The 25,215-nt window shown below is 40.2% G+C and carries 21 protein-coding genes, 2 pseudogenes, 1 riboswitch and 1 other annotated feature; of the genes and pseudogenes, 7 read left to right on the top strand and 16 right to left on the bottom strand.

All coding sequences use genetic code 11. The annotated features are described in order from the left end of the window. Positions 1-153: 153 nt before the first annotated feature. Positions 154-258, bottom strand: a riboswitch (guanidine-I (ykkC/yxkD leader). Positions 259-309: 51 nt separating this feature from the next. The 3 genes and pseudogenes from kimA to argS all read right to left on the bottom strand — a co-directional run bounded on the left by kimA (position 310) and on the right by argS (position 4,589). Further along, positions 310-2,132: pseudogene (gene kimA / locus BFU02S_RS07880) on the bottom strand (potassium transporter KimA). Between the two features lie 219 nt (positions 2,133-2,351). After that, positions 2,352-2,822: a DinB family protein gene (locus BFU02S_RS07875; protein ID WP_066368853.1), complete on the bottom strand. Its 471-nt coding sequence runs from the start codon at positions 2,820-2,822 to the stop codon at positions 2,352-2,354. Between the two features lie 69 nt (positions 2,823-2,891). Further along, complete coding sequence (argS, locus tag BFU02S_RS07870; RefSeq protein ID WP_066368849.1) at positions 2,892-4,589, bottom strand: arginine--tRNA ligase; 1,698 nt, start codon at positions 4,587-4,589, stop codon at positions 2,892-2,894. A 49-nt stretch (positions 4,590-4,638) separates the two neighbouring features. After that, positions 4,639-4,849, bottom strand: a binding site (T-box leader). 96 nt (positions 4,850-4,945) lie between these two features. Here argS and BFU02S_RS07865 point away from each other — a divergent pair. Beyond that, the gene (locus tag BFU02S_RS07865) at positions 4,946-5,203 is read left to right on the top strand and encodes an alpha/beta-type small acid-soluble spore protein (RefSeq protein WP_066368848.1); all 258 of its coding nucleotides are present in this window, start codon (positions 4,946-4,948) and stop codon (positions 5,201-5,203) included. Positions 5,204-5,373: 170 nt separating this feature from the next. After that, entirely contained in the window at positions 5,374-5,706 is a 333-nt protein-coding gene (locus tag BFU02S_RS07860) for a hypothetical protein (RefSeq protein WP_066368847.1), read from the top strand. A gap of 93 nt (positions 5,707-5,799) precedes the next feature. Here BFU02S_RS07860 and BFU02S_RS07855 read toward each other — a convergent pair whose 3' ends face one another. Then, a complete protein-coding gene (locus tag BFU02S_RS07855) occupies positions 5,800-6,678 on the bottom strand; it encodes a LysR family transcriptional regulator (RefSeq protein ID WP_066368846.1) in 879 nt (292 codons plus the stop codon). 205 nt (positions 6,679-6,883) lie between these two features. Between BFU02S_RS07855 and BFU02S_RS07850 the strand changes: the two are divergent. Further along, a pseudogene (locus BFU02S_RS07850) lies at positions 6,884-8,056 on the top strand (MFS transporter). A 422-nt stretch (positions 8,057-8,478) separates the two neighbouring features. On the opposite strand, the gene BFU02S_RS07840 reads toward BFU02S_RS07850, so the two are convergent. Beyond that, positions 8,479-10,815: a YhgE/Pip domain-containing protein gene (locus BFU02S_RS07840; RefSeq protein WP_066368843.1), complete on the bottom strand. Its 2,337-nt coding sequence runs from the start codon at positions 10,813-10,815 to the stop codon at positions 8,479-8,481. A gap of 74 nt (positions 10,816-10,889) precedes the next feature. Then, positions 10,890-11,462: a TetR/AcrR family transcriptional regulator gene (locus tag BFU02S_RS07835; RefSeq protein ID WP_066368841.1), complete on the bottom strand. Its 573-nt coding sequence runs from the start codon at positions 11,460-11,462 to the stop codon at positions 10,890-10,892. A 153-nt stretch (positions 11,463-11,615) separates the two neighbouring features. Between BFU02S_RS07835 and BFU02S_RS07830 the strand changes: the two genes are divergently transcribed. Continuing rightward, the gene (locus tag BFU02S_RS07830) at positions 11,616-12,521 is read left to right on the top strand and encodes a nuclease-related domain-containing protein (protein WP_066368839.1); all 906 of its coding nucleotides are present in this window, start codon (positions 11,616-11,618) and stop codon (positions 12,519-12,521) included. A 179-nt stretch (positions 12,522-12,700) separates the two neighbouring features. On the opposite strand, the gene BFU02S_RS07825 is transcribed toward BFU02S_RS07830, so the two are convergent. The 3 genes from BFU02S_RS07825 to BFU02S_RS07815 all read right to left on the bottom strand — a co-directional run bounded on the left by BFU02S_RS07825 (position 12,701) and on the right by BFU02S_RS07815 (position 14,705). Then, positions 12,701-12,985, bottom strand: a complete 285-nt coding sequence (locus BFU02S_RS07825; RefSeq protein WP_066368830.1) for a hypothetical protein — start codon at positions 12,983-12,985, stop codon at positions 12,701-12,703. Between the two features lie 181 nt (positions 12,986-13,166). Then, positions 13,167-14,294 carry a YncE family protein gene (locus BFU02S_RS07820; RefSeq protein ID WP_084361033.1) on the bottom strand — a complete coding sequence of 376 codons (1,128 nt, stop codon included), beginning with the start codon at positions 14,292-14,294 and terminating at the stop codon, positions 13,167-13,169. Between the two features lie 45 nt (positions 14,295-14,339). Continuing rightward, a complete protein-coding gene (locus tag BFU02S_RS07815) occupies positions 14,340-14,705 on the bottom strand; it encodes a hypothetical protein (RefSeq protein WP_066368825.1) in 366 nt (121 codons plus the stop codon). Between the two features lie 372 nt (positions 14,706-15,077). Between BFU02S_RS07815 and BFU02S_RS07810 the strand changes: the two genes are divergently transcribed. Then, positions 15,078-16,634, top strand: coding sequence for a phospholipase C (locus BFU02S_RS07810; RefSeq protein ID WP_066368824.1), 1,557 nt, complete (start codon positions 15,078-15,080; stop codon positions 16,632-16,634). Between the two features lie 303 nt (positions 16,635-16,937). Continuing rightward, positions 16,938-17,156 carry a hypothetical protein gene (locus BFU02S_RS16685; protein WP_157075878.1) on the top strand — a complete coding sequence of 73 codons (219 nt, stop codon included), beginning with the start codon at positions 16,938-16,940 and terminating at the stop codon, positions 17,154-17,156. 505 nt (positions 17,157-17,661) lie between these two features. Here the strand turns inward: BFU02S_RS16685 and BFU02S_RS07800 are convergent. From BFU02S_RS07800 to BFU02S_RS07780, 5 genes are all read right to left on the bottom strand, one after another. Continuing rightward, positions 17,662-19,044 (bottom strand): FAD-binding oxidoreductase, encoded by a 1,383-nt coding sequence (locus BFU02S_RS07800; protein WP_066368822.1) that lies wholly within the window; start codon positions 19,042-19,044, stop codon positions 17,662-17,664. An 85-nt stretch (positions 19,045-19,129) separates the two neighbouring features. Continuing rightward, a complete protein-coding gene (locus BFU02S_RS07795; RefSeq protein ID WP_066368821.1) occupies positions 19,130-20,365 on the bottom strand; it encodes a dihydrolipoamide acetyltransferase family protein in 1,236 nt (411 codons plus the stop codon). Positions 20,366-20,592: 227 nt separating this feature from the next. Continuing rightward, positions 20,593-21,573, bottom strand: coding sequence for an alpha-ketoacid dehydrogenase subunit beta (locus tag BFU02S_RS07790; protein WP_066368819.1), 981 nt, complete (start codon positions 21,571-21,573; stop codon positions 20,593-20,595). After that, the gene (gene pdhA, locus BFU02S_RS07785) at positions 21,573-22,634 is read right to left on the bottom strand and encodes a pyruvate dehydrogenase (acetyl-transferring) E1 component subunit alpha (RefSeq protein ID WP_066368815.1); all 1,062 of its coding nucleotides are present in this window, start codon (positions 22,632-22,634) and stop codon (positions 21,573-21,575) included. Before pdhA ends, BFU02S_RS07790 begins: the two co-directional genes overlap by 1 nt. 283 nt (positions 22,635-22,917) lie before the next feature. Next, the gene (locus tag BFU02S_RS07780; RefSeq protein WP_066368810.1) at positions 22,918-23,724 is read right to left on the bottom strand and encodes an EcsC family protein; all 807 of its coding nucleotides are present in this window, start codon (positions 23,722-23,724) and stop codon (positions 22,918-22,920) included. A gap of 199 nt (positions 23,725-23,923) precedes the next feature. Between BFU02S_RS07780 and BFU02S_RS07775 the strand changes: the two genes are divergently transcribed. Beyond that, complete coding sequence (locus BFU02S_RS07775) at positions 23,924-24,325, top strand: DoxX family protein (protein ID WP_066368804.1); 402 nt, start codon at positions 23,924-23,926, stop codon at positions 24,323-24,325. Between the two features lie 67 nt (positions 24,326-24,392). On the opposite strand, the gene crcB (BFU02S_RS07770) is transcribed toward BFU02S_RS07775, so the two are convergent. Both crcB (BFU02S_RS07770) and crcB (BFU02S_RS07765) read right to left on the bottom strand, forming a co-directional pair. Beyond that, positions 24,393-24,761: a fluoride efflux transporter CrcB gene (gene crcB / locus BFU02S_RS07770; RefSeq protein WP_066368802.1), complete on the bottom strand. Its 369-nt coding sequence runs from the start codon at positions 24,759-24,761 to the stop codon at positions 24,393-24,395. Continuing rightward, positions 24,758-25,150, bottom strand: a complete 393-nt coding sequence (gene crcB / locus BFU02S_RS07765) for a fluoride efflux transporter CrcB (RefSeq protein ID WP_066368799.1) — start codon at positions 25,148-25,150, stop codon at positions 24,758-24,760. Before crcB (BFU02S_RS07765) ends, crcB (BFU02S_RS07770) begins: the two co-directional genes overlap by 4 nt. Positions 25,151-25,215 lie beyond the last annotated feature (65 nt).

The raw sequence follows: 25,215 nt of genomic DNA, 5'->3' as shown, positions 1-25,215 counted from the left end.
AAAAAAATCCGCTTATTTATAGGTATTTTTATGAACTTCCTGATTTAGCAGGAATCTTTCCGCCTATTTTTCAATCCCATAAAATCAACATCCACCTTTAACAGAGCCTTCTATATAAAAAAGCCCAGGAGAAATATCGATAAAACGATTATTAACTCCCAGGCTTTTATCCTTCCGTGTACACAGATAAATTCCGTGCGTTTTCTCTCGGGTCCAGACTGACCTAATGCTGGTCACCGAACCCTAGAAAACTCTTCATATTCACTTATAATTATTATACCATCAAGCACCTTAAGTCATCTCTATTTTTTACCGCTTAAATTGATACGGTAAAGTGGACACATGACGTTCTTTTTATAAAGCAGATAGGTCCGAATCAACAAACTTGATTGATTATGCAATATATTATGCCAGCTCTTCTTCGGAATGAATTGCGGAATTAACACCGTAACCTGGTAATGGTTTTCCTGCGCTTTATGTTCAACCGTATCAATAAATTTAGATAATGGCTGTAAAATACTGCGGTAGCGCGACTGTAATGTCACAAGCCGGACATCGGGCTGCCACTTTTGCCATCTTTCTGCAAACTGTTTTTCATCCTCACGGTCAAAAGAGACATACACCGCAAAGATTTGGTCGGTTAATGATTTTGCATAGTTTATCGAATTTTCCACTACTTTCGTAATTCCGGCAACAGGAACAATGATGACATTGCCTTCAATCGGTGGAATCGTTTCCTCCGGATGAACTCTTAACTGTTCGCCGACTGCTTCATAATGTTTATTGACTCTTAAGAAGAGAATCACCATTAATGGTAAAAAGATAAACACAAACCATACCTGCCCAAACTTTGTAATAAAGAAAATAAGCAGGACCGTTAGGGTAATCAGCGCCCCTACGAGGTTTGCAGCCAGCTTTGCGGTCCAACCGGCCGGTTTCTCACGCAGCCACTTTAGGATCATCCCTGTTTGCGACAAGGTGAACGGAATAAATACACCAACTGCATAAAGCGGAATTAAATGCTCTGTTTCTCCTTTGAACGCAATAATAAGCAGAATCGAAGCAATCCCTAAGGACACAATTCCATTTGAATAGCCGAGACGATCACCCCTGATCGTAAACATCCGCGGCATATATTTATCTTTCGCAAGACTAAATGCCAACATCGGAAAGGCGGAGAAACCGGTATTTGCAGCCAGAACTAAAATCAATGCTGTTGTTCCTTGAACAAAAAAGTAAAGATAATTTCGCCCAAACGTTTCCCTTGCAATTTGCGAAACAACTGTTTCTGTTGCATTTGGGCTAATCCCATAATAATAGGCTAAAAACGTAATACCCGAGAATAACAAAGCCAAAATCGACCCCATTAAGATAAGAGTCTTCGCGGCATTGTTTGGAGCCGGATCCTTGAAATTCGGAATGGCATTACTAATTGCCTCTACCCCGGTTAATGCGGAACAGCCCGAAGCAAAAGCGCGCAGCAGCAAAAATAATGTAATACCTGACACCGGCGTCCCAAGAGGTGTATGAGAACTTGCCGGAACATGACCTGTAGCAATTCTAAAAATGCCCATGATAATTAAAATCAAAATCGCCAGGACAAATAAATAAACTGGATAAGCCAAAATCGTTGCAGATTCCGTTAATCCCCTTAGGTTTAAGATCGTAATGATTACAACCAGTACACAGGCAATTAAGACTTTATGCTGGTGCATTGCCGGAAACGCCGATGTAATCGCGTCCGTACCTGCGGAAACACTTACTGCCACGGTTAAAATATAATCAACAAGTAAAGATCCCCCGGCAATCAGACCTGGTTTCTCTCCCAAGTTTTCCTTCGAGACAACATAGGCTCCCCCGCCATGAGGATAAGAAAAAATAATTTGCCGATAAGATAAAATCAGTGCGGCTAATAGAAACAATACACCAACAGCTATGGGGATGGAGTACCAGAAGGCAACTATGCTAATTGTTGCCAGAACGATCAAAATTTGCTCGGTCCCATACGCAACAGATGATAAGGCATCGGAAGAAAGAACCGCTAATGCTTTTAAAATATTCAATTTATGTTCGCCTAAATCTGTTGATTTTAGCGGACGTCCAATTAAAATCCGCTTAATTGAAGAAAGCAAACCCCTCACCCACCTGAATTAAATTACCGATTGATTTTATCATAAGGTGATAGCAAGATGAAGTATTTTCTTAAAATATAGGGTATACTTTATATTCTTGGCGAAAATAAGGCAATTATGAATAAAATAAATCCCTGCTGGCCTTTTTACTACGAACTAAAAAAGAAAAGCTTCTTCATCAGCCCGAATGCCCGGGGTGACAAGAAGCTGTCAGATAGATTATTTTGTTGCCTGTGTGGCTCCAACGATCCGTTTCATCGCATGAATTTGCCCAAGATGATAGGTTTCATGGAAAATACCAAAACTGGTCAGCTCGCCAAAGGTTTCCTGCCCTAAAAATGGTGTTTTCAAGCGCTCATTAAACTGTTCCGCCGGAATTTCTTTAATTCGTTTCAACTGTTCTTTTAGCTGAGCAGTTAATTCTTGAACGGACGGAACATCCCCTTGCCAATCAGCCGGTTTAGTCCCATTTCCAAATAATTCTAGATAATTAAATGGTAAGTGAGTAGATTTTTTCGGGAACCCGAACATGAACTGTTCGGCAACTGTTAAGATATGTCCAATATGCCAGTGAATGGTGTTATTAAATCCTTCGGGCTGTACATCTGCTGTGCTTTCTGTTAATCCATCAATTTCTTTCACAACATTATTCCTTGTTAATTCAAAGCTTTTCAATAACAAATCGCTCATCTTTTTGCCCTCCTCATCACTTATAGCCATATTGTAACTGAAATACACCCAATTTTTAAGTAAAATGCCTTACATTTCCTCAGGGGCGTCAATTCCTAAGAGGCGCAAGCCTTCCTTCAGAACAACCGTCACACTGTAAACAAGTGCCAAACGTGCCTGTTTCTCTTCGCTATCTTCAAGAACCTTTACTTCAGCATAATATTTATTAAAACTTTGTGCCAGATCAACAATATATTTTGCTACTTGTGAAGGGTCGAAATTCTCGCAGGCCCGTTTGATTGCATTTGAGAATTCCATTAACATTGAGACAACCTTCCATTCTTTCTCCCATGTAGAATGATAGGAAGCCTGACTGGAAGCGTCTTTTGTCCAGTCGCCTTTTCGCAATATCGAGCAGGCTCTCGCAAATGTATATTGGACATAAGGGCCTGTTTCTCCTTCAAAACGCAGCATTTCCTCTAAAGAAAATTCAATATCATTCATCCGGTTATTTTTTAAATCATGGAAGATGACTGCGCCAACCCCTACTTGTTTGGCCACTTCATCTTTATTTGCCAGATTCGGATTCTTTTCTTCAATATTGCTGCGAGCCATTTCAATCGACTCATTTAATACTTCTTCTAAAAGGACAACTTTTCCTTTACGGGTGGACATTTTTTTACCGTCTTTTAGCATCATGCCAAATGGAATGTGAACCATGTTATCAGCCCAGTCATAGCCCATTTTCCGTAATACAGCAATGAGCTGCTTGAAATGAAGGCTTTGTTCATGCCCTACTACGTATAACGATTTGACGAAATCGTACGTTTCCTTGCGGTAAAGGGCTGCTGCTAAATCCCGGGTTGCATAAAGAGTGGCGCCATCGGATTTTTTAATTAAACATGGCGGCAACTCTTCCTCAGTTAGTTCAACTACTTGTGCCTGGTCAGATTCAACAAGCAGATTCTTCTCTTCTAGCAGCTTAATGACGCGGTCCATTTTATCATTATAAAAGGCTTCCCCCGCAAACGAATCGAATTCCACATTCATCAACTCGTAAATTCGTGAAAATTCTTTTAATGACTCATCACGGAACCATTGCCACAGGCTCAGCGCTTCTTCATCGCCGTCCTCTAATTTTTTAAACCAGCTGCGTCCTTCATCCTCAAGAGCGGGATTCATTTCCGCTTCCGCATGGAATTGAACATACAGGGCCAATAACTCTTTGATTGGGTTCTGTTTGACCTTTTCTTCATCGCCCCAATGCTTATAAGCTGCGATTAATTTGCCGAATTGGGTGCCCCAATCGCCCAAATGGTTAATTCTAATGGGCTTATAGCCGCATTTTTCTAAAATTTTCGCGATCGCATTACCAATGACAGTTGAACGCAAATGCCCCATCGAAAAAGGTTTAGCAATATTCGGGGAAGACATATCGATTGTCACATTGCCGCCGACACCAAAATTCTGATCGCCGTAATGGCTGTCTTCTGTCATAATCTGGCTAATCACTTTTTCTGATACAAGCTTTTTATTCAAAAACAGATTCAAATAAGCCCCGACGACTTCCACTTTTTCAAATGTCGGCGACTGAATCTTTTCCTTTAATTCCTCTGCAATCAAATTTGGTGCTTTCCGTTTTAATTTTGCCAGTGAAAAGCACGGAAACGCCAAATCTCCAAGGGATTGGTTTTTCGGTTTCTCTATTGCTTGTTCCAGCTGTTCAACTGAAATCTCTCCTTCAAGCGCTTCATACAAAATTCCCGCAAGTTCTTTCTTAAAATTCACTTTAAAACCTCCTTATATTGATAAACAGCAAAAAACCCCCGCCTCTGTGAAAAGAGACGAGAGTTATCCCGCGGTACCACTCTAATTGTTCGAAACGAACCAGCTTTCCTTTGTAACGGAGGAATCTCCGGCATACCCTACTCTTTAGTTCAGGCATGCTTCTCCAAAGTGCGCTTCATTATCTGTTCCGTACCAGGCTTCCACCACTCCCGGCTCGCTTTCACTTCCCAGGTAACTACTCTCTTTTTCATAGAATATTTTTGACTAATTACCAAGTATTATACTGTAGCTTGAAGAAATTATCCAGTGTACAGCAGATGATTTTTTGGAAATTCTAACGGTAAGGAGGGATGTTGATGGCCAGAAAAAATAAAATTCTTGTACCCGAGGCAAGAGCGGGGCTTGATCAATTAAAGGCGCGAGTGGTTCAGTCCTCAAGCCCTGAAGCGGCCAAATTTGAAGCCGCGGAAGAAATAGGTGTTCCTTTGAAAAAGGGATACAACGGACAGCTTACTTCGGAACAGGCTGGAAAAGTCGGCGGCCGTCTCGGCGGCAGCATGGTTCGCGAGCTTGTAAAAATGGCGCAGCAAAATTTACAAAATCGAAACCGTTAACATGTTTGGCGGGACCTAAATAGGTCCCGTTTTTATTTGACTAAAATTATATTATACCGCTTTTTAACACCCCATTACATACCATTTATTTACCACGGAAATTATTGTAAAAAAAGTTTGACAAATTTGTGACAATTGATAGAATATTCAGTAAGGGGGGAGTGATAAAAATGGATAAGAAACACTTTAAAATTTTAGAATCCTTTCATTCATTGGCAGCCTATGGCAGCGGTTCAGGATTAATCTTTCTCTTATTCGGAATTTTTAACCACACCCATGAAAGCGGTTACCTCCTTATTAGTATGGGAATCGGATTTATGGCTGCTTCCGTCGTTCTCCTATTGATGGGAGCGTTTATCGGGCTGATGGAAGAGTACACGATCAACAGTGCAGAAAGACCAGAGGTCAAAGAATATTCAAGGAAGACAGTGCATAAAAGCAAAGTAAAAAAAGGCGAAGTGCCGATGTTAACACTTATTGCCGGAACTAGGAACGATCAATAATAACTTCTATGCATAAAAAGAGGGTGTCCTTAAAAGATATACTTTTGGGGTCCCCTCTTTTTTGTTTCTTGAATTTTTATTAAGCTAAAAAATTCAGGTCGGTTTTTTACTCGGAATTTCAAACTGTGATAAAAGCTGAAAAAGTTGAGATCCTATTTTCGAATTTTTTGTTGCTAATGAAATTGTTCTATTTCGTCCAAAATTGGTTATTGGTAACGTGAAAAGTTGTTGATGACTAATGTGTTTAGCCAACAGTTTAGGTACAATAGTTATCCCCATTCCAGCCGTTACGACTCCAAAAATGAAATCTCCAAAAGCCACTTCATTTACTATGTTGGGTTTTTTGCCAATTAGCGCCATTTGTTCAATAATGTGTTCCCTTGTATCACATGGTGACTGGTGAACAATCAATGGTTCATTACATAGTTCAGAAAGATCAACTGTTTTTTTCGACCGAAAACGATGTTCCAATGGAAAGACTGCATAATAGGGTTCTGTAAATAATTCACAATTCCATAAAGACTCATCTGTATAAATTGAATCAATAATAACTGCATTGAGCCTATCTTCATGCAATGACTGTAGCAGTTCTTTAGAAGTATTTTGAATCATTAACGTAATTGGTCGGCCTAAAATCTTAATGCCTCTTATTTTAGGAGGTAAATAGTAAGTTGCAAGACTGTGTAGGCTTCCTAAAGCTATAGGAGAGGTCTGGCTATATTGACGTATTTCTGCACAAATTTTAGTCATTTCATTTAGAACAGGAATAATTTTAGCGTAGAAGCGTTCGCCTGCTTCTGTTAATTCAATCCCAGATGGTGTCCTATGGAATAATACTACATCAAGATAATGTTCTAGATTCTTAATATGTTTACGTAGAGCAGGTTGGGATATGTTATGAACTTTAGCGGCTTTCGATAAACTTTTTTGCCTGGCCGCTTCTGAAAAGCTTTGTAACCATTCGATATTCATTATTTCATACCTCTCTTGATCTAACCTTTTGTTATACCCATCTAGAATATTGATATTTCCATCCAACTGAAACTTTTGGTACCCTTTCAGATATCGATACTCATGAAATTATAACAAATGCTTCAAGAAAACCTTATTACACAGGGATTATCTAATGAAATTTTAAGGTGAAGAATCTTTCAAAAGAATATGAGGAGGATTTACTATGCAAAAAGTTTTACTACTCACTATAGGCATGTTTGCTCTTGGGTTTGATGCCTATGTAATAGCTGGGTTATTGCCCGATATTGGGAAAACATTTAGTTTATCTGATTCACAGACAGGTTTAGCCGTAAGTGCATTTACCCTTTGTTACGCATTAGCTGCACCAATTTTTGCAACATTATTGGCAGAAAAACCCGCCCGTAAGGTATTAGTTTTAGCATTAGCAATATTTTCTGTAGCTAATGCAGCTAGCGCACTGTCTTTTAATTTTTATACATTATTAATATCTCGAGCAGTGGCAGGTATTGGCGCTGGACTTTATTCTCCACTGGCTGCATCTTCAGCATCTTCCTTTGTTTCTGAACAAAAAAGAGGTCGAGCATTGGGTATGATACTTGGAGGAATGAGTATAGGAACTATTATAGGAGTTCCTATTGGCTTAATGGTTGCCGAACATTTCGCTTGGCAGGGAACCCTTTGGTTAGTTACTGTAATCTGAATTATTGCAATGATCGGAATTATTATTTGGTTTCCAAACTTTAAAGCCTCTGCACCACCATCACTAAGTCAACGGTTTAGAATGATAACGAATAAACAGGTTTCAGCAACCGTTGGAATTACTTTTTTGACCAGTGTTGCAAGTTTAGGGCTTTATACGTACACGTCATCGGTATTACATGATCTGGCTAAAATCAACAATATAACACCCTATTTATGGGCTTGGGGAATTGGTGGAGTCATTGGAAGCTTTTTTATTGGAACTCTTATTGATAGGACTGGACGTCCGTCACTTCTTATGGCCGGTATTTTAACTATATTGGCTGTTTCTTTTTTCATTCTACCAGCCTCCCTTAACATTCCTATACTCACTTTTTTACCTTTTTTTCTCTGGGGAGCAACGGGCTGGGCATCGCAGGCTCCACAACAACATGTACTACTCCAATCTCAACCAAATAATGGTTCGGCTGCTGTTGCCTTAAATAGTTCCGCAAATTATTTAGGAAGCTCTGTTGGATCAGCGCTTGGAGGAGGTATTATACTAATGGGATTAACACCTTCTCAATTACCGTTTGCAGCTGGTGTCCTAGTATTAGTAGCTTTAATAGGACAATTAACAATAGTATTGAAAAAAAATAGGACCAGATCAAGCAATATCAATAAAAAAGTATGCTAATAATGTTAGAAATCAGTCTTCTTGACTCAAACACAGAGGATGTTTGAGTCAAGTGTTTCACCAAAGAAACAGAAAGAAGGAACTATATGATAGAAGATTTATACACTTTTAATGTTGTAGCTAATAAACAAACATTTCTAAATCCAGAATACATTAATACTGTTCAATCAAATATTCCCGCAAAGATAACGGTGAAATGCAGTCTTATTTGTGTTGCTCACAATTTGAAAACGTGGAAAACACCACAATGCGGAGGAATAATTCAGGGGGAATTATCTTCTGTGCACTAATTACAACCAATAATATCCAATAAATATTCTAAAGAAAAGGCTGAGCCCTAAAAAGTCGATTTTATCGACCTTTTGGGTCAGCCTCTTTTGTTGCTAATATTCAATTCGCCGATCACAAACCAAAAACAGTTTTTAAGCCATTTCCATCTTCCGCAGGCGTTTTAATTTCACAGTAAAGAATGTGAATGTTGCAGCAAGGAATGCCATAAAGAAAATGCCAAGATGCCTGATATTATTCCACATGAAGCTATAATCTCCTGTGGAGATGACTGACCTGAAACCTGAAATGGTATAGGTCATCGGCAAGTAATCCGTAATCATTTGTAAAAACTTCGGACTAAGTTCAATCGGATAGGTTCCTGCACTTCCTGTTAATTGCAAAATCAAAATGATAACAGCAATGAAACGTCCAGGATTATCCAAAGCTGCCACAAGGAATTGAATGATCGCCATAAATGTCCAGCTGGCAAAAATACTCAGCATAATAAAATATGGAACACTTTTCACTTCCAATCCGAGACCAAGCAGCAATACGGCATCAGCTAATAACGCCTGACCAACCCCTACTGCCAGAATAATCCCTGTTTTGCCAATAAACCAACTGAAACCGCTCTTTGGCTCTGCAGCCGGTTTATACATTGGAAAAATAACGGAAAGCATAAGAGCGCCGACGAATAGACTAAGTGACAAGAAATAAGGCGCCAAGCCGCTGCCGTAATTTGGAACATAATTCATTCTTTCATCTTTAAGGTTGACCGGTTTAGCAAACATGTCGTAAACACGGTCGTTTGCTTTGATATCATTAGCATCTTTAGCTCCATTATGCAATTGATCACTCAATTGTTTTGAGCCGTCTACTAATTTTCCCATTCCGCCAGTTAAATCAGCAGAACCATTCGCCAGCTGGGTTATTCCATTTTGTAAGTCTTTTTGACCGTTATATAGAGCAGAACTACCATCAGTTAATTGTTTTGAACCTTGTGCCAGTTTATTCGTACCATTCACAAATTGGGAAGAACCTGATGCTAATTGCCCGAGTCCTGTTGTTAGCGCTAAACTACCATTTTCAAGTTGGCTGAATCCTTTTTGAGCTTCATCAAGCTTTGAACCGAATTGGGTAAGTCCTTGTGTTAATTGGTCTTGACCGCTGACAAGTTGTTTGGCACCATCAGATAATCGGTTGAGCCCTGCGGCCAATTTGTCCTGTCCTTGATTCAACCGGACAGAACCAAATTCTAGTGAATCAGAACCTTGCTTTATTTGCGCCGTAATGCCCGCTAAATCACCTACACTAGAAGCAACTTGCTGGCTTCCTTGCAACAATTTTGCCAGGCTGGTTTTTAAAACATCTAGTTTTGCTTTTTCCAACGGATCAGCGGTTTTGTCCTCCATCTGGCTTACTTGATCAAGGAGCTTCTGTAATCCTTGATTGACAGAATCAGCACTTGTCTTTGCTTTGTCGGCTCCTGCTTTCCATTGATCAATGGAAGCAGAGAGTTTCAAAGCACCATCTGAAAGCTGTTTGGCACCACTTTGCAAGTCAGGTAGATTCTTGGCTGCTTCATCTAATCCACCAGATATTTGCTTGCCACCCGCTTCTGCTTGGTTCGCGCCTTCTAACAGCTTAGTATTGGCATCCTTCATTTGCACAAGTCCTGCTCCAAATTGCTGCAATCCGCTTTGAACCTGCTGCGAACCGGAAGATGCAGATTGAATCCCTTGTGAAAAGACTGTTGATTTTTCAGCCAAAACTTCGAGCTTTTGCTCCATTGTTTGAGCTCCGGTTTGAACGGATTTTGCCCCATTTGTTAATTGGTCTGTGCCCCTTTTAGCTGAAGTGATTCCTTCCGCTAATTTCCCGGCCCCATCTTTGGCATCACGGATCCCTTTATAAAGGTCTCCCGCACCGTCACTTGCTTTATTCAGTCCTTTGGCAACGTCTTTTAAATTGTTGAACATCGATTCAGCGTATGTTTTCGTGACAGAGTTTGAAACTTCTTCTTTTATTTTTTCAACCGCTGAATCGCCGATTTTGGATGATAAGTAGTTATAGCCTTCATTTACAGTATAGATCAGCTCTAATTTTTTCGGATGATGGCTTTGCAATGTCGTTGCGTTTTTTGAAAAATCTTTTGGAATTTCAATTTCTAAATAATAATCTTGCTGTTTTAAACCTTCTTTTGCTCTGTTGGCACTAACAAAATGCCAGTTAAAGCTATCTTTCTTCTTTAAATTCTTCACTAAATCCTTTCCAATCGTTAACTCCTGACCATTATAGGTGGCACCTTCGTCATTATTAACAATCGCCACTGGCATTCTGTCCAAATGGGCATATGGGTCCCAGAAGGCCCAAAGGTAAGTGCCGCTGTATAGCACAGGAATTGTCATAACGCCAATGATAGCAATCAGTAGTTTCCGTTTATGGAGGATTTGCATGATTTCACTTTTCAATAATGCTAAAGCTTTCATAATTGTCCACCCCTTCAAATTTTATTATGACTAAAATCGTCAAATAGTCATTTTTCTTAAAAAAGAAAGAATCATCATTGTGATAATCCTTTGAGCAAAAGCGCCTTCATGATTTCGGCAATTCGTTCAGAGCTTAATGGTTCGTGGTTTTTTTCCCAGTCAAACACAAGCGCAATATACATTTTAAACAGTAAAAAACTAGTGATTTCAGGGTCAAATGCAGGAATGGCACCTTTGGCAATTGCAGCTTTCATTTTCTCCTTTAAATAGGCTATGATTTCACTCTCAATATGTTGGAGCATTTCCGAAACAGCCAAGGTGCCCATCTCTTTTTCTTCCTGAATGAGCTTAATCATCAGCTGATGGTGAGAACGGAATTCTAACAAACGGTATAAAGCACGATGGACATTTTCCGCAAACGGCAACTCCGGCTGAATGACAGCCTCTGCCTCAGCTTTCATTTCTTTTAATAATGATGAAACGATCTCTTCAAATAACTCTTCCTTATTTTTAAAGAAGGTGTAAATAGTCCCTTTACCAACGCCTGCGAGCTTTGCCACCTGATCCATTGTCGTCGCTTTATAACCAAACATTGAAAAAGACTTCCCTGCTGCTTCCACAATCATCTTACGCCGATCTGTCGCCATTGTTCCCACTCCTTATTGACCATTTTAGTTTTTTGGTCAATTATTGGACTTCATTACTATATCACAGGTAATGGTTAGTTTCAACTGGAATACTGGAAAAAATTCCATTAAAATAAAATTGTATTTTTAAAAATTTTGGAGAGGTTGTGACTTATGCTGTACAAACCACTAATGAAACCGGCTGAATTGGTACTATTGGAATTCTTAAATACGCGTATGAATTTGTCCCCGGCAGATAAACAAAATTATTTCAATCTGAAAAAAGGCTATGAGGGGGAGACAATGTTCGCTGGATTAACCGAAAAGTTGCAATGCGAATGTTTGATATTAAACGACCTATTGCTTGAATTCAACGGTTCGAAGTTCCAGATTGATTCGTTAATTCTATTGCAAAAATTGTTTTACTTGAATGAAGTAAAAAATTTCGAAGACGATTGCTATTTTGAAAATAAAAGATTCTATCTATCAAATGGTACCGAACGAAGGGATCCATTGCTGCAATTGGAACGATGTACATCCTTACTCCGCCAGCTGCTTCATAGTTTGAAGATAAATACCCCTATTGAATCTAGAGTTGTTTTTATGAATCCCCTATTTACTCTATACCAAGCCCCTCGTACCGAACAGATTATTTTTCCCAATCAGGTAAATCGTTATTTAAATAAATTAAATATGATTTCTTCCAAACTGAATGAAGGGCATAAGAGACTAGCAGAAAAATTGATTTCCCTGCATATTAATGAGTCTCCTTATTCTAGGCTGCCATCATATAAATATGAAAATTTACGAAAATGGTTTACTTGTGCACTTTGCACATCCTTCTCTATTTCAGTACAAGGAAAAATGTGCATATGTGGCGATTGCAATCACAAGGAAACGGTGGAAGCGGCTGTTTTGCGAAGCGTGAAAGAGTATAGGATGCTGTTTCCAGATCGAAAAATCACTACAAATGGGATTTACGAATGGTGTGGCATGGTAGTGTCTAAAAAGAGAATTAGTAGAATCTTAGGGAAGAACTTTAATATTGTTGGGGTCCATCAATGGGCTTATTATGAATAAAGAGATATAGTTGGATCGATAGCTCCCTTTATATATACTGTCCTTCATCATAATGAAGGACATTTTTCTTGTTCTTTTAATATGTTTTGGCCTTCATAGGCTCCCTGAAGGACAATTCTTCCATCTCCTTTGATAAGTTTTGTCCTTCTTCAACTAAACAGTTTTTTAAAAAATCAAAATTAACAAGTAATTCTTCCATTCCTAATAATAGAAACCAAAACTGTCGTCGTTAAGCCAAGCATGATGATCAACACTGGGCCGCTGATATAGAATACGAGGTTAGGGCTTAATCCGTACTTATAAAGCAAACACGCTGTTAAGCCGTAAATCACTATCAAAAATAGCTCAAATAAAAGCGCCGTGAAGGTAAACATAAGATAGGGAACAACAATTTTTCTGTGCGAAACATGTTTTAAAGTAAGCCCTTCCCAACAAAGATCCGATAATTTCGTTAACCCCTTCACCCAATCCCCCCTAGAACATACTTATTATTACAGTATGCTCAAATAGAGAGATTTCTACCTATGATAAAAAATAAACTATTTCAAAATTCATCCTTATATAAAACGTCATAGTTACTGCTAAATGATTTCAGGGCCCAAGGAATTGACCAGGACCCTGACAGATTAAATTTATAAAAGACGATTACCAATCTACTGATTGTTCATCATCACTACTATTGCCGAAAAGGGTAATGGAAGGATCACCGTTTCCACGTGGTGTACCATCCGGATTTTTCAGGTCACCAAGCACCTGATCATAAGTACGGTTCTCTTTAACAATGTAAATAATATGCTTGATTGGTGAAGATTCTCCTACAAAACGAGGTACAATGGTACCGGTAGATTCCTTATTAAATCCACGCACTTTATTTTGTTGCTTAAAACCATTATTGTCATTTACTTGCTTTGTATATTTTTCTAGCTTATCTTCAGATGGCGATGGAACAATCTCTAAAGTTCCCAGAAGCTGATTTTCAATATACGGATGATTGTTTGGATTGGATGGATCCGTTCCTTTGTTTGGTCCAGTACCCAGACCTTTAGCGCTTGTGATTAACAATTGATTGTCCGGTGTCACTTGGACTCCTATCGGATACCAACCAGTAGGAATCAATCCCTCGATTCGGCCAAATTTTTCTTTATCAGAGACATTTATTACGGCCACATCGTTATTGCCGCCATTCGTTACATATAAGGTATTACCGTTGGAAGACAAGGCTAAATTATTTGGTTGAGTCCCGGCGTGTGCACCGCGGAACGGCTGAACAGAGATCGTGTTGGTAACAGTATTTTTAGTCATATCAATAACGGAAATAGAGTCGCTGTCCCCATTTGCAACAAACATTCGATTGTGCTGTGCATCGATTAACATGCGGTTTGGATGGGTGCCAACAGTAATAGTGCTCCTAGGGGTAACAGAAAGTCCATCAACACTCATCACGGATAACGTCTTGTCACCCTGATTGCTGACATATGCCGTCTTTCCATCCTTTGAAACTACAACAGCAAATGGATAAGCGCCAACATTTGCTTGAGAGGTTTTACCTGTAGCAACATCTACTGCAACAAGTTTATTACTAAGCTGCCCTGTTACATAAATGGTCCGATCATCCTTCGAAACAGCTACATCTTGAGGATAAGTTCCTTGTGGAAGCGAGAGCGTTTTTTCGAGGGATAATTTATGTACACTTTTGTCCCATCCAAATACCACAACAGTATCTTTATTGGCTGCTGCAAGGTATACATGCGTCCCATCATGGCTAAAAGTAATACCTGGTGCAACACCTTGACCAGCATTACCATCAAGCTCTACGACTTACAGTACGCTGCCATTCTTTGCATCCATAACCTGTACAGTCTGCTTTCCATTTTGGTCGTGAATAATGTTCGGAACCACTACCGCTGAACCATCTGGTGACAGGACAGCATTGACGGGAAAGTATCCAGCTTTCTGTTGAATACCGACAGGGGTAACTTTCCATCCTACAGGAGTAACAGAGGTTCCATCGGCTTGTGGGCCTGCATGAGGAGAGGTAAACAAATTGGTTGCCATTGTAAAGCCGGAAAATCCAAGTACTCCTGCACAGACAACAGTTGCAATTGCTAAACGAGTTGTCCGTTTTCGGTTTAAAAGATTTTTACGAATTTTTTTGGTTATTTTCATCTCCTCTAATTTTTTCATCAGATTTGTGTTTAACTCGTTATGGAAAAACTTTAGAAAAAATAAGATGGCCCATTAGGCACTCCAAAAACGTCCAAACTCCATGGTAAATGAAATATAGTCTTAGTAGCTCCTCCTCCTAATAGTGCTTTTATTTATTCCTAAGTTAATAAAGATTTGTAAAGTCTACACATATAGAACGTTAAGAGTTTGTTAAACTACTTCTTCTTCGAAATATGTTTCTAAAAACAGCGGCACCTACGATTTACGAAAAATTAATATGCCCTTTACGATACTTAATACTAGCTTAACAAGGAGTTTAAAGCTGCAAAGTAGAGTAAGGTATGTAATTAAGGATATCGATTAGGGGGTATAGTAGTAAAAAGGAAAAATTTGGCTAAAGTCATTAATGTTCTAAGTGCAGCGGCACTAGGTACGATTTTAACGGTTACTCCGATTGTTACAAACGCCCAGGTACCGAACAAGGATGAAATACAGGTCCATACATCAGCATCTAATAAAGTGAGTGTTAATGCAAAATCCGGCAAAACAACAACAACTACACCAATAAAACATGTTGTTGTTATTTTTGGTGAAAATGTTTCATTTGACCATTACTTCGGTACCTACCCCTATGCGCTAAATGTTAAAGAAAAACCTCAATTTTTTGCAAAGAAAAATACACCTGAGGTGAACAATTTATTAACACCAAAGGATTACAATGGATCACAACCCGGTATCTCTAAAACAAACTTAATTACCAATAATCCAAACGGTGCAAATCCTGTTCGCCTCGATCGTTCGCAAGCAATGACACCTGATATGGATCACAGCTATCAAAGTGAATTGGATGCAGTCGATGGTGGAAAAATGGATAAGTTTGTTACTGGCACTGGAGGCGGTAATAATATTGTCATGGACTATTACGATGGAAATACCGTTACAGCGATGTGGAATTATGCTCAAAACTTTGCGATGAGTGACAATTTCTTTGGAACAGTATACGGGCCATCTACTCCAGGCGCGTTAAACGTCATTTCCGGTAACACCCGGGGGGCAGAATTGTTTGATAAAAATGGTCAACCCGTGACAAGCGATGTTTATAATTTATTTGAAAACGGTATGGTTACTGGGGATGCCGACCCCCATTTAGACCATGCTTCAAGTAAAAAAAGCTATACTCTTCAAATGAAAAATGTCAATAAAAATATTGGCGATCTGCTTAATGCTAAAGGTATTACATGGGGCTGGTTCGAGGGTGGCTTTGCAAATCCATCTGCTACTCATACCAATGTTGGTGGAAGCTCTGTTAAAGACTACAGTCCCCACCATGAGCCGTTCCAATATTATGCCTCAACAGCAAATCCGGATCATAAACCACCAAGCTCAACAGCCATGATCGGTAAATCAGATCAGGCAAACCATCAGTATGATATCAATGATTTCTGGAAAGCTGTCGATGCAGGTAACATGCCAAGTGTTAGCTATTTAAAAGCACCAATGTATGAGGACGGTCATGCAGGTTATTCAGACCCACTCGATGAACAAAGATTTATTGTCGACACAATCAACAAGCTTGAAAAAACTCCTGAATGGAAAGATACCGCAGTAATTATAACCTATGATGATTCCGATGGATGGTATGATCATGCTTATGCTCCATCCAACGGTCGGAGCGTTGCGTCTGGTCAAAATGGCTATGGTCCAAGATTACCTCTATTAGTGATATCACCATATGCAAAGAGCAACTTTGTTGACCATACTTTAACAAATCAAACTTCCATCGTTAAGTTTATTGAAGATAACTGGAATTTAGGCCGAATTGGCGGAACTTCTTTAGACGCTCAAGCTGGCAGCATGAACAATATATTTGATTTTAAAAAAGGACCACGTAACCCCAAACTGTTCCTTAATGCTACAACTGGCGAACCTGTAATAGGTAATCGATAAAAAATAGTTTTTAACAAAATTTCCCTTTCACAAGAATCCAATCTAACAAAACTACACGGGCTAGATTTAGACTAGCCCATCTTTCATGACTTATGTCTTTAAATACCCCTTTTCTTAGCCTATAGGTGTCTCATGTAGTTTATCGTAGCATTTCCCAATAAAAGATTTTGAATTAGTCCTACAAATATCCAAACAACTTATAAGAAAAATTCATTTACTATATAGGGAATCACATTATGCTCAAGAAGAAGTTGAATGATAAAATTCCTGTTGCTAAATATTTTCAAAAAAGCAGGTGAAAACATGAATCCAGAATTAAGAACTTATATGTATCCCCATTATGGAACAGGCTATAACCCCTATCCTTACGGAACCCATATGGGATACGGATCTCCTTTGTCATTGTACTATCACTACCATCCTCACTATCATCCTCATCATATGATTCATCATCATGGAGGCTCAAGTGGAGCAACTTTTGCTGTGCCCATACAGGCACCGGTTCGGCAACAAAACACGTAATCCGAAACTTATCCAAAAAACATTTAATGAGTCCCCTTTTGCTAAGGTATTATTTTGTCGAATATCACCTTTTTGGCTAATTCATTAAACAAGTAACCTCAACGTTCACAGATTTTTTAATCTCAGATTCAATCTATATATTCCTTATTTTCACTAATAAAACATAAAAAAGCCCTATAAAGTGAGGAGAAGGTTCAGACTCGTTCGTCAAAAATGCAAAAATAATAGATGATATAATGTGATGGTTTACATTTAAAATGCAATGACAGAAAAATCGACATCCCTTTACAAAAACCCACTTTATTTCTCGGGAAATGACATTATTTTCGATTATTCTCCTTCAATCAAACGTTTAATTGAATTTGACCTTACTCTTATTTTCATAGGTTTTTTATTCGAAAATCAGTGAAATAAAAGTCGCAAACTGTAAAAAATGAATAGCCCACTGGTGCGCTTGAAGACCGCAAGCCGACTTCAACAGGAGCCGGCTTGCACTCTTTTTCTATTAAGATCTAACAGGAATACTATCAAATACTTTCCCTGGATTGAAAATATTGTTAGGATCCAGTTGTGCTTTGATACCTTTCATGATGAAGAGCGAATCCCCATGTTCTTCGACTAGGAACGACTTCTTACCAATACCTACTCCGTGTTCACCCGTGCAGGTTCCTCCTTTGGACAAGGCGAACTGAACGATTTCTTTGTGGGCTTCCTTTACCTTCTTCATGTATTCCTCGTTATTGGTATCGACAGAAAAAACAGCATGGTAATTTCCGTCCCCGACATGCCCGAAAATAACCGCGTCAATTCCATATTTATCAACGGTTTTTCTTGTGTGCTTTAAGGCATTAACCAACTCTGAAAGCGGGACACAGACATCTGTTACCATATGTCCCTTCCCCGGATTGGCAGCCATGATCGCCAATGCAGCTTGATGGCGGGCTTCCCAAAGCTGGGCTCTTTTCAGTGAATCATTTTCAAATTCAAAAGAGACACAATGTTCATCATGGACAATCTCATGAACAATCGACATGCTGTTTTCAACATCCGGTTTACTGCCGCTAAGTTCTATGAACAGTGTCGGCTCTTCACGATAGGATGTTCCTTTATAGGCATTGACCGCTTTAATGGTTTTATCATCAACTAATTCAATTTTTCCAATCGACAGCCCAGCTTTTAACAAGAGATTCGCAGCTCCTCCTGCTGCCTCAATCGATGGGAAGGTTACTTTTACATCAGATGTCTCCTCAGGTATGCCGTGCAGCTTCAATATGACTTCTGTAAATACGCCCAATGTTCCTTCGGAGCCAACAAACAGCCCGGTTAAATTATAACCGGCGGATGATTTGTACGAATATCCCCCTGTCCGAATAATAGAACCATCTGCCAGGACGACTTCGAAACCAAGCACCTGATCACGCATGACCCCATATTTCACACTATTGGTGCCGCTGGCATTCGTAGCTGCCATCCCGCCAATGGTCGCATCTGCCCCCGGATCAGTGGGAAAAAACAAGCCATATTTCTTTAATGCCTGATTTAATTGACTTCTCGTCACGCCCGGCTGTACGACTGCAATAAAATCATCCGACCGGATTGAAAGAATCTGATTCATCAATGTCAAATTAAGACTGATTCCTCCAGTAACCGGAATAATCTGCCCCTCCAAACTTGAGCCTGCACCAAACGGCACAATTGGAATCGAATGCTGATTGGCGAACTTGACAACCTCCACAATCTCCTCCTTCGAAACCGGGAATACCACCACGTCCGGCAAATGTAGATCATGATAAGCCACACCCTTGCCATGCTGCTCCAACACCGTCGCATTCACCGAAACCCTTTCACTATCCCCAATAATCCTCAACAACTCTGCATATAAATTCAACCGCTACTCCCTCCTCTAATAAAAACTAATGTCCACCCCAGACGGACAAAATGCCAATTTGTCCACGAGCGGTGCCTGACACCATTTAAAGTACAAATAATTCCGGATTTTCAAGGAAGGTATGGATTTCTTCCATGAAGGCGCCTGCTGGGGAGCCGTCGATGATGCGGTGGTCGAAGGTGATGGACATGCCCATGACTTCTCCGATTACGATTTGGTCATCTTGAATGATTGGTTTTTTCTTGATGCTGTGAACGCCTAGTATTGCCACTTCCGGATAGTTGATGATTGGTGTCGCAAACCAGCCGCCTTTTCCTCCTGTGCTGGAAATGGTGAAAGTACTGCCGCTAAGTTCGTGCGGCTTTAGCTTTTTCTCTCTTGCCCGACGAGAAAGATCCTGAATCTCTTGGGCGATTTGTAAAATACCCTTTTGATCCGCATGCCTGATAACCGGAACAACTAAGCCGTCACTTGTCGCCATGGCAATACCGATATGAATATCTTTCTTATAGACAATTTCCATCCGTTCATCATCTACTGTCGCATTAAAAATCGGATGGCGTTTTAACGCCTTTGCGGCTGCTTTCACAAAAAACGGAAGGTATGTCAGTTTCACTCCTGATTTTTCAACGTGCGGCTGGAGCTGTCGTTTAAGCGCTGTCAATTTGGTGATCACGACTTCATCCATGCCGCTGCAATGGATCGCGGTAGATTTCGAAAGTTTCATGTTTTCATATATTTTGCGCCGCAATCCGCGGATCGGCTCTCTTCTTTCATTAAGTAAAGATGCTTCTAAAGGGGCAGGTCTGGGAGGGGACGACTCTTCTAATTTAATAGGAGCAATGGCCGCAGCTGTCTCCTTTTCTACCTGATCCTTAAAGTTTCTAACATCTTCCTCTGTCACCTTGCCACCTTTTCCGCTCGGCGTTACCTCTGTTATATCTATCCCAAGTTCTCTTGCCAATTTTCTAACCGACGGCGCGGCAATTACCCGTTTCTTCGGTAAAATTCCTACCGACGCTTGTTTGGAATTCTGCAAGTCGTGATGAGGAAATTCTTGAGACCACTTCTCTTGAACCTTATTTCCCTCCTGCACAGTAAACAAAACTTCGCCAACCTTTACAACTTCCCCAACTTCTGCCTTGAGTGACTGAATAATTCCTGTTACAGGCGATGAAATTTCCACAACTGCTTTATCCGTTTGCACCTCTACCATATTTTCATTCTCTTTCACACAGTCACCCACTGCTTTAAACCATGTAAGAATCTCCGCTTCATGCAAGCCTTCCCCCATATCGGGAAGGCGGAACTCGTATGCCATAAATAAATGCATCTCCTATTGTAAAAATAGATTTGTTTCAGTTGATTTCTATTTTTCTAACTCCCGGATCCGCCGCTCGCAATTGGCGGATAGCTCATCCTATCAGTAGATAGCTGCCTGTATCAGCGGATTTCCCCTTCTATTATGAATAATCAACTTCTATCAGCAGATATCCACCTTCTATTAACAGATAACCTGCCCTAATCAGCGCACGGATACAGCTCGAATTAATGCGCGAATACTTCCTGAATACCCCTATTAATTCTCTCCTCATTCGGCAGCCAGGCATCCTCAACGGATGCGATCGGGTATGGTGTATCAAAGCTTGCCACCCGGATAATTGGCCCAGAGAGATGAAATAAAGCCTTTTCATTAATCAAGGCGGAAATTTCTGCACCTGGTCCTCCCGTTTTCACTGCTTCATGAACAATTAAGGCCCGCCCTGTTTTTTGCACAGAAGAGAGGATCGTTTCTTCATCGATCGGTGAAATGGTTCGTAAATCGATGATTTCAATCGAAACATTTTTCTTAGACTCCCACATTGCAGCCACTTTGCTAACAAGTGGCACAGTCTGCCCCCAAGTAATGATCGTTAAATCTTCTCCTTCTTTTAAAACATTAGCCTTACCAATCTCTACTATATAATCCTGCTCCGGTACTTCCTGCTTAAAAGCCCGATATAACTTCAAGGGCTCCAAAAACAATACTGGGTCATGATTGCGAATAGCTGCTGTTAACAATCCTTTCGCATCATAAGGAGAGCTGGGCATGACCACCTTTAAGCCAGGCGAGTGTAAAAACAAGCCTTCTAAACTATCAGAATGAAGTTCCGGCGTTTTCACGCCACCACCATATGGAGCCCGTATTACAAGCGGAACGCGGATTCTCCCTCCTGACCTGAACCGGATTCTTGCTGCCTGAGCTGCCATTTGGTCCATCGCTTCATAAATAAAACCGAAAAATTGTATCTCCGCTACCGGACGCAAGCCCCTTGCTGCCATTCCGACTGCCGTACCAACAATAGCGGATTCCGCAATCGGTGTATCGACTACCCGGTCTTCGCCAAAAAGGTCCTGAAGACCGTCGGTTGCCCGAAACACACCGCCGTTTTTCCCGATATCTTCCCCTAAGCAAATCACTCGCTCGTCCCGTTCCATTTCTTTTCTTAATGTCAAATTGATCGCTTCAATCATCGTCATCGCCGGCATTAGAATACCTCCTCAGCGGCTACTGCTTGTTGCTGCTCTATCAGCTGGTTTGTTTTTTGCTCGTAAACAAACTCAAATATTTCCTCTATCTTACTTTTTGGCGTATGAAGAGCCAGTTCAAACGCCTCTGTCACTTTTTGTTCTGCCGCTGTAAATTCTGCTTGATCAAACTCTTCGCTCCAAATGCCTTTTTCAACAATAAAAGCCTTCATCCGCTTCAAAGGATCCTTCGCCATCCACTGCTCTAACTCTTGCAGATCTCTGTATTTTGTTGGATCATCTGCAGTCGTATGAGGCCCTTGTCTATATGTAACAGCTTCAATAAGTACTGGGTTCCCTTGCCGTGCCCGCTCCAATGCCTGCTTCATTGTTGTATAAACAGCTAAACAATCGTTTCCATCTACCTGAATACCCGCCATTCCATAGGCAACTGCTTTTTGAGCAATGGTCTTACTGGCTGTTTGTTTGGTGCGTGGAACGCTGATTGCCCACTGATTATTTTGTACGAAAAAGATGATTGGCAGCTTGTAAACCGAAGCAAAGTTCAACGCCTCGTGGAAATCTCCTTCAGATGTGCCGCCGTCCCCAACATATGCCACACTCACACTATTTTCTTTATTGTATTTCCCGGCCCAGGCACCGCCCACAGCATGAAGACATTGGGCAGCAATGATGATTTGGATCGGAAATACATTTGCTCCCTCTGTATCGGCCCCCCTCAAATTTCCCATGGTATAGAGAAAAAAATTCTTCATCGGAAATCCATGAACGAAACAGGCGCCCACTTCACGATAACTTGGATAAATCCAATCTTGCTTACCCAACGCACGAGCGCTTCCAACTTGTGCCGCCTCTTGCCCAAGCATCGGTGCGTATGTGCCAATTCTCCCCTGACGCTGTAGTTTCAAAGCCCGCTGATCAAAAACCCGTACTTGAACCATCCATTTGTACAAGCTCACCAATTCTTCATCGGTAATGTCCGCTTCCCCACTAATTAGCCTGCCGTTTTCATCCAGATATTGAACCATTTTCACTTTTATTTCATTCGGCTCTAACCACATACCTTCCCCTCCAATTTTCTATTATCTTCCTATTTCTAATGATATTAGAAAGTTCTGAAAATACAAGACTATATTTCCGAAAATTCATAAAAGATCTCTTCGTTACGTTAATCAAACGTTTAGTTAACTGACAAAAATTACAGCTGTTCTTTGTGCAAAACCTCTAAGTAACGGGTTTCCCCAATTATCTAATTAAACGTTTAATTAACTGACATACTTCGCACCTTATAGTATGAAAAAAGGAATTAGAGAAATGTCCTCTAATTCCCTTGTCACTAGATTTTCACTTTGTGGTTTTATTTATATGAACTAATCTTTCCAAAATAACCCTTTTTCGATAAAACATGACCCCTGCCTCTGAAAGATCGCTGATCATAGTCCTATTTGTGATTGCGCCAAAAATCATTCCGGCAATCGGGACCACCTGAAACAGCTTTTTCCAGCCAAACTGATCCCTAAAGGTATAAACAACCTCTCTCCAACCCTTCAATTGCGATACCACTCGATCAGCCCGGCCTCCGCCATAATCGGAAAGCTCCTTAAGTATTGCCCGTTTACTAACTGCTTCTGCCAAAGAAAATTGTAAAACCTTAATCATAAAAGCCCGTTCGCTTTTCTCATCCGGGTCATAGCCATGAATGATAGCTATTTCCTGCAGCGTTTTTAAGGATACAGCCAATAAAGCAGGGATATCAATAGCAAGTGTAAATATCCCCCCAATTCCTGTGCTTGCGCCCTGAATAGCTGCAAAATTCTTTCTGCTTTCCAATACACTCCTGCTGATTTCCTCCATTGATTGAAGAGGAATACGTTTCACATCTGAAAGACTATGAATCGGGCGGTTTGTTTTCTTTTCAATTATTTTATACAGTTTATTTTTATTGACTAAATACTTTCCGCCGGTTTGAATGTAAACCCCCAGTTCTTCAAGCAATGTTCCCACTTTGTTATGGATCCATTGAGGAGTCAATTTATCTAAGATTTGAAATGGCAAACGCCCGATCCGTTCCCATATCCCTGCTTTTCCTTGTTCTTTTTCCCATTTTTCAATATTCGCCAATTCTCTTAGCAAATCATTCTTCGATTCCATTTATGACATCCGCCTTTTTAAAAATATCTTTCTTTTATATCCCTTTTTCTATACCTATTTTTCATACACCCAAAACTAGTGGATTTTATTAAAATTAAGGAATTCGATGATTTGTCCTGATAAGAGACCTTCCCGTATAATAAACATGATGTTAAGTAAATAATAAAAAAAATTTGGTTTTTAGAAGGAAGGGAAAGGAATGGCGGATATTGGGCTTTTGATTATTCGTTTAGTCATTGGGCTTACATTTGTTGGTCATGGTATGCAAAAATTATTTGGCTGGTTCGGTGGACCAGGAATAACAGGAATGGGGCAATGGCTTGAATCCATCGGAATTAAGCCGGGAGGAAAATACTGGGCGATCTATGCTGGAGTATTTGAACTTGTTGGAGGGATTTTGTTTACGGTAGGATACCTTACATGGCTGGGTGCAGCCCTGATTGTCATCATTATGATTGATGCCATCGTAACCGTGCACGGTAAAAACGGTTATTGGGCTGATAAAGGTGGATTTGAATACAATTTTGTCCTCATTGCTGTGACCATTGGTGTTGCCCTGACCGGTCCAGGACAATACTCACTTTTTTATCATCCTTATTAATGGTTCCCCCTTTCACTTAAAGAAAGGGGTTTTTTATATGATCAGAAAGCCGGGCAAGCTGGTATTTTTATGAGCGAAAAAATTGCCCCAGCTTCATACCGACAAAAGCAAGTATAATTCCAGCTGTATAGCTAATGACTAAGTACGAAATCATGACTTTCCAGTATCGATTCATTTGCAATTGTATACTTTCTAATTTGAACGTCGAAAACGTCGTAAAGGCTCCCATAAAACCTGTCCCTAAAAGCAATTTCCAAGAATCCCCTAATCCAGCCCCAATGATGAGTCCAAGCAGAAATGAACCTACTACATTTATACATAAGGTAGCTACTGGAAACCCAGAGGGATATTTTGCTCTTAGCAAATTGCTGATACCAAACCGGGAGATCGCACCAAAAAAACCGCCTACAGCAACCGCTACAATATGATGAATCATCCTTTATTCCACCTCCTTTCCTCTGCTTTCCCCAATCGATAGCCCAGCCACGAAAATAACAAGCCGCCAACAACACTAAACAGAATATAAACACAAGCAGTTCCCCATTTTGCGTCCATTATTAATTGAACGGTTTCAACACTAAATGTTGAAAATGTTGTAAATGCACCTATCAATCCAGTCCCTAATGCCGTCAATAGATAAGGGTGGATAAATTTGTAGCGTGGAAGAAAGGCCGTTAGCCAGCCCAAAGCCATGCTACCCGCCATATTCGTTATAAACGTTGCTAAAGGAAAATCATGATACCACCATTGGTTAAAGTAAATGCCAAGAAAATAACGTAATAATGCCCCGACAATCCCCGCAATTCCAACTAAAAAATAAATCATGCATGCTCACCTCTATAGAAAGTTTACCCAAAATAAGAAAAAGCGCAAGCACCTTGGTCAGCCTG

It is taken from the genome of Neobacillus fumarioli NBRC 102428 (assembly GCF_001591485.1).
In the GTDB taxonomy this organism is placed as follows: domain Bacteria; phylum Bacillota; class Bacilli; order Bacillales; family Cytobacillaceae; genus Neobacillus; species Neobacillus fumarioli.
Note: the sequence above shows the minus strand (reverse complement) of the source record. Positions and strands in the feature narration are given on the sequence as shown.

Excerpts from the sequence above, each read along its gene's own strand:
- BFU02S_RS07875 (WP_066368853.1), bottom strand. The coding sequence starts at position 2,822 with ATGAGCGATTTGTTATTGAAAAGCTTTGAATTAACAAGGAATAATGTT.
- BFU02S_RS07865 (WP_066368848.1), top strand. The coding sequence starts at position 4,946 with ATGGCCAGAAAAAATAAAATTCTTGTACCCGAGGCAAGAGCGGGGCTT.
- BFU02S_RS07860 (WP_066368847.1), top strand. The coding sequence starts at position 5,374 with ATGGATAAGAAACACTTTAAAATTTTAGAATCCTTTCATTCATTGGCA.
- BFU02S_RS07855 (WP_066368846.1), bottom strand. The coding sequence starts at position 6,678 with ATGAATATCGAATGGTTACAAAGCTTTTCAGAAGCGGCCAGGCAAAAA.
- BFU02S_RS07840 (WP_066368843.1), bottom strand. The coding sequence starts at position 10,815 with ATGAAAGCTTTAGCATTATTGAAAAGTGAAATCATGCAAATCCTCCAT.
- BFU02S_RS07835 (WP_066368841.1), bottom strand. The coding sequence starts at position 11,462 with ATGGCGACAGATCGGCGTAAGATGATTGTGGAAGCAGCAGGGAAGTCT.
- BFU02S_RS07830 (WP_066368839.1), top strand. The coding sequence starts at position 11,616 with ATGCTGTACAAACCACTAATGAAACCGGCTGAATTGGTACTATTGGAA.
- BFU02S_RS07815 (WP_066368825.1), bottom strand. The coding sequence starts at position 14,705 with ATGAAAAAATTAGAGGAGATGAAAATAACCAAAAAAATTCGTAAAAAT.
- BFU02S_RS16685 (WP_157075878.1), top strand. The coding sequence starts at position 16,938 with ATGAATCCAGAATTAAGAACTTATATGTATCCCCATTATGGAACAGGC.
- BFU02S_RS07795 (WP_066368821.1), bottom strand. The coding sequence starts at position 20,365 with ATGGCATACGAGTTCCGCCTTCCCGATATGGGGGAAGGCTTGCATGAA.
- BFU02S_RS07790 (WP_066368819.1), bottom strand. The coding sequence starts at position 21,573 with ATGCCGGCGATGACGATGATTGAAGCGATCAATTTGACATTAAGAAAA.
- pdhA (WP_066368815.1), bottom strand. The coding sequence starts at position 22,634 with ATGTGGTTAGAGCCGAATGAAATAAAAGTGAAAATGGTTCAATATCTG.
- BFU02S_RS07780 (WP_066368810.1), bottom strand. The coding sequence starts at position 23,724 with ATGGAATCGAAGAATGATTTGCTAAGAGAATTGGCGAATATTGAAAAA.
- BFU02S_RS07775 (WP_066368804.1), top strand. The coding sequence starts at position 23,924 with ATGGCGGATATTGGGCTTTTGATTATTCGTTTAGTCATTGGGCTTACA.
- crcB (WP_066368802.1), bottom strand. The coding sequence starts at position 24,761 with ATGATTCATCATATTGTAGCGGTTGCTGTAGGCGGTTTTTTTGGTGCG.
- crcB (WP_066368799.1), bottom strand. The coding sequence starts at position 25,150 with ATGATTTATTTTTTAGTTGGAATTGCGGGGATTGTCGGGGCATTATTA.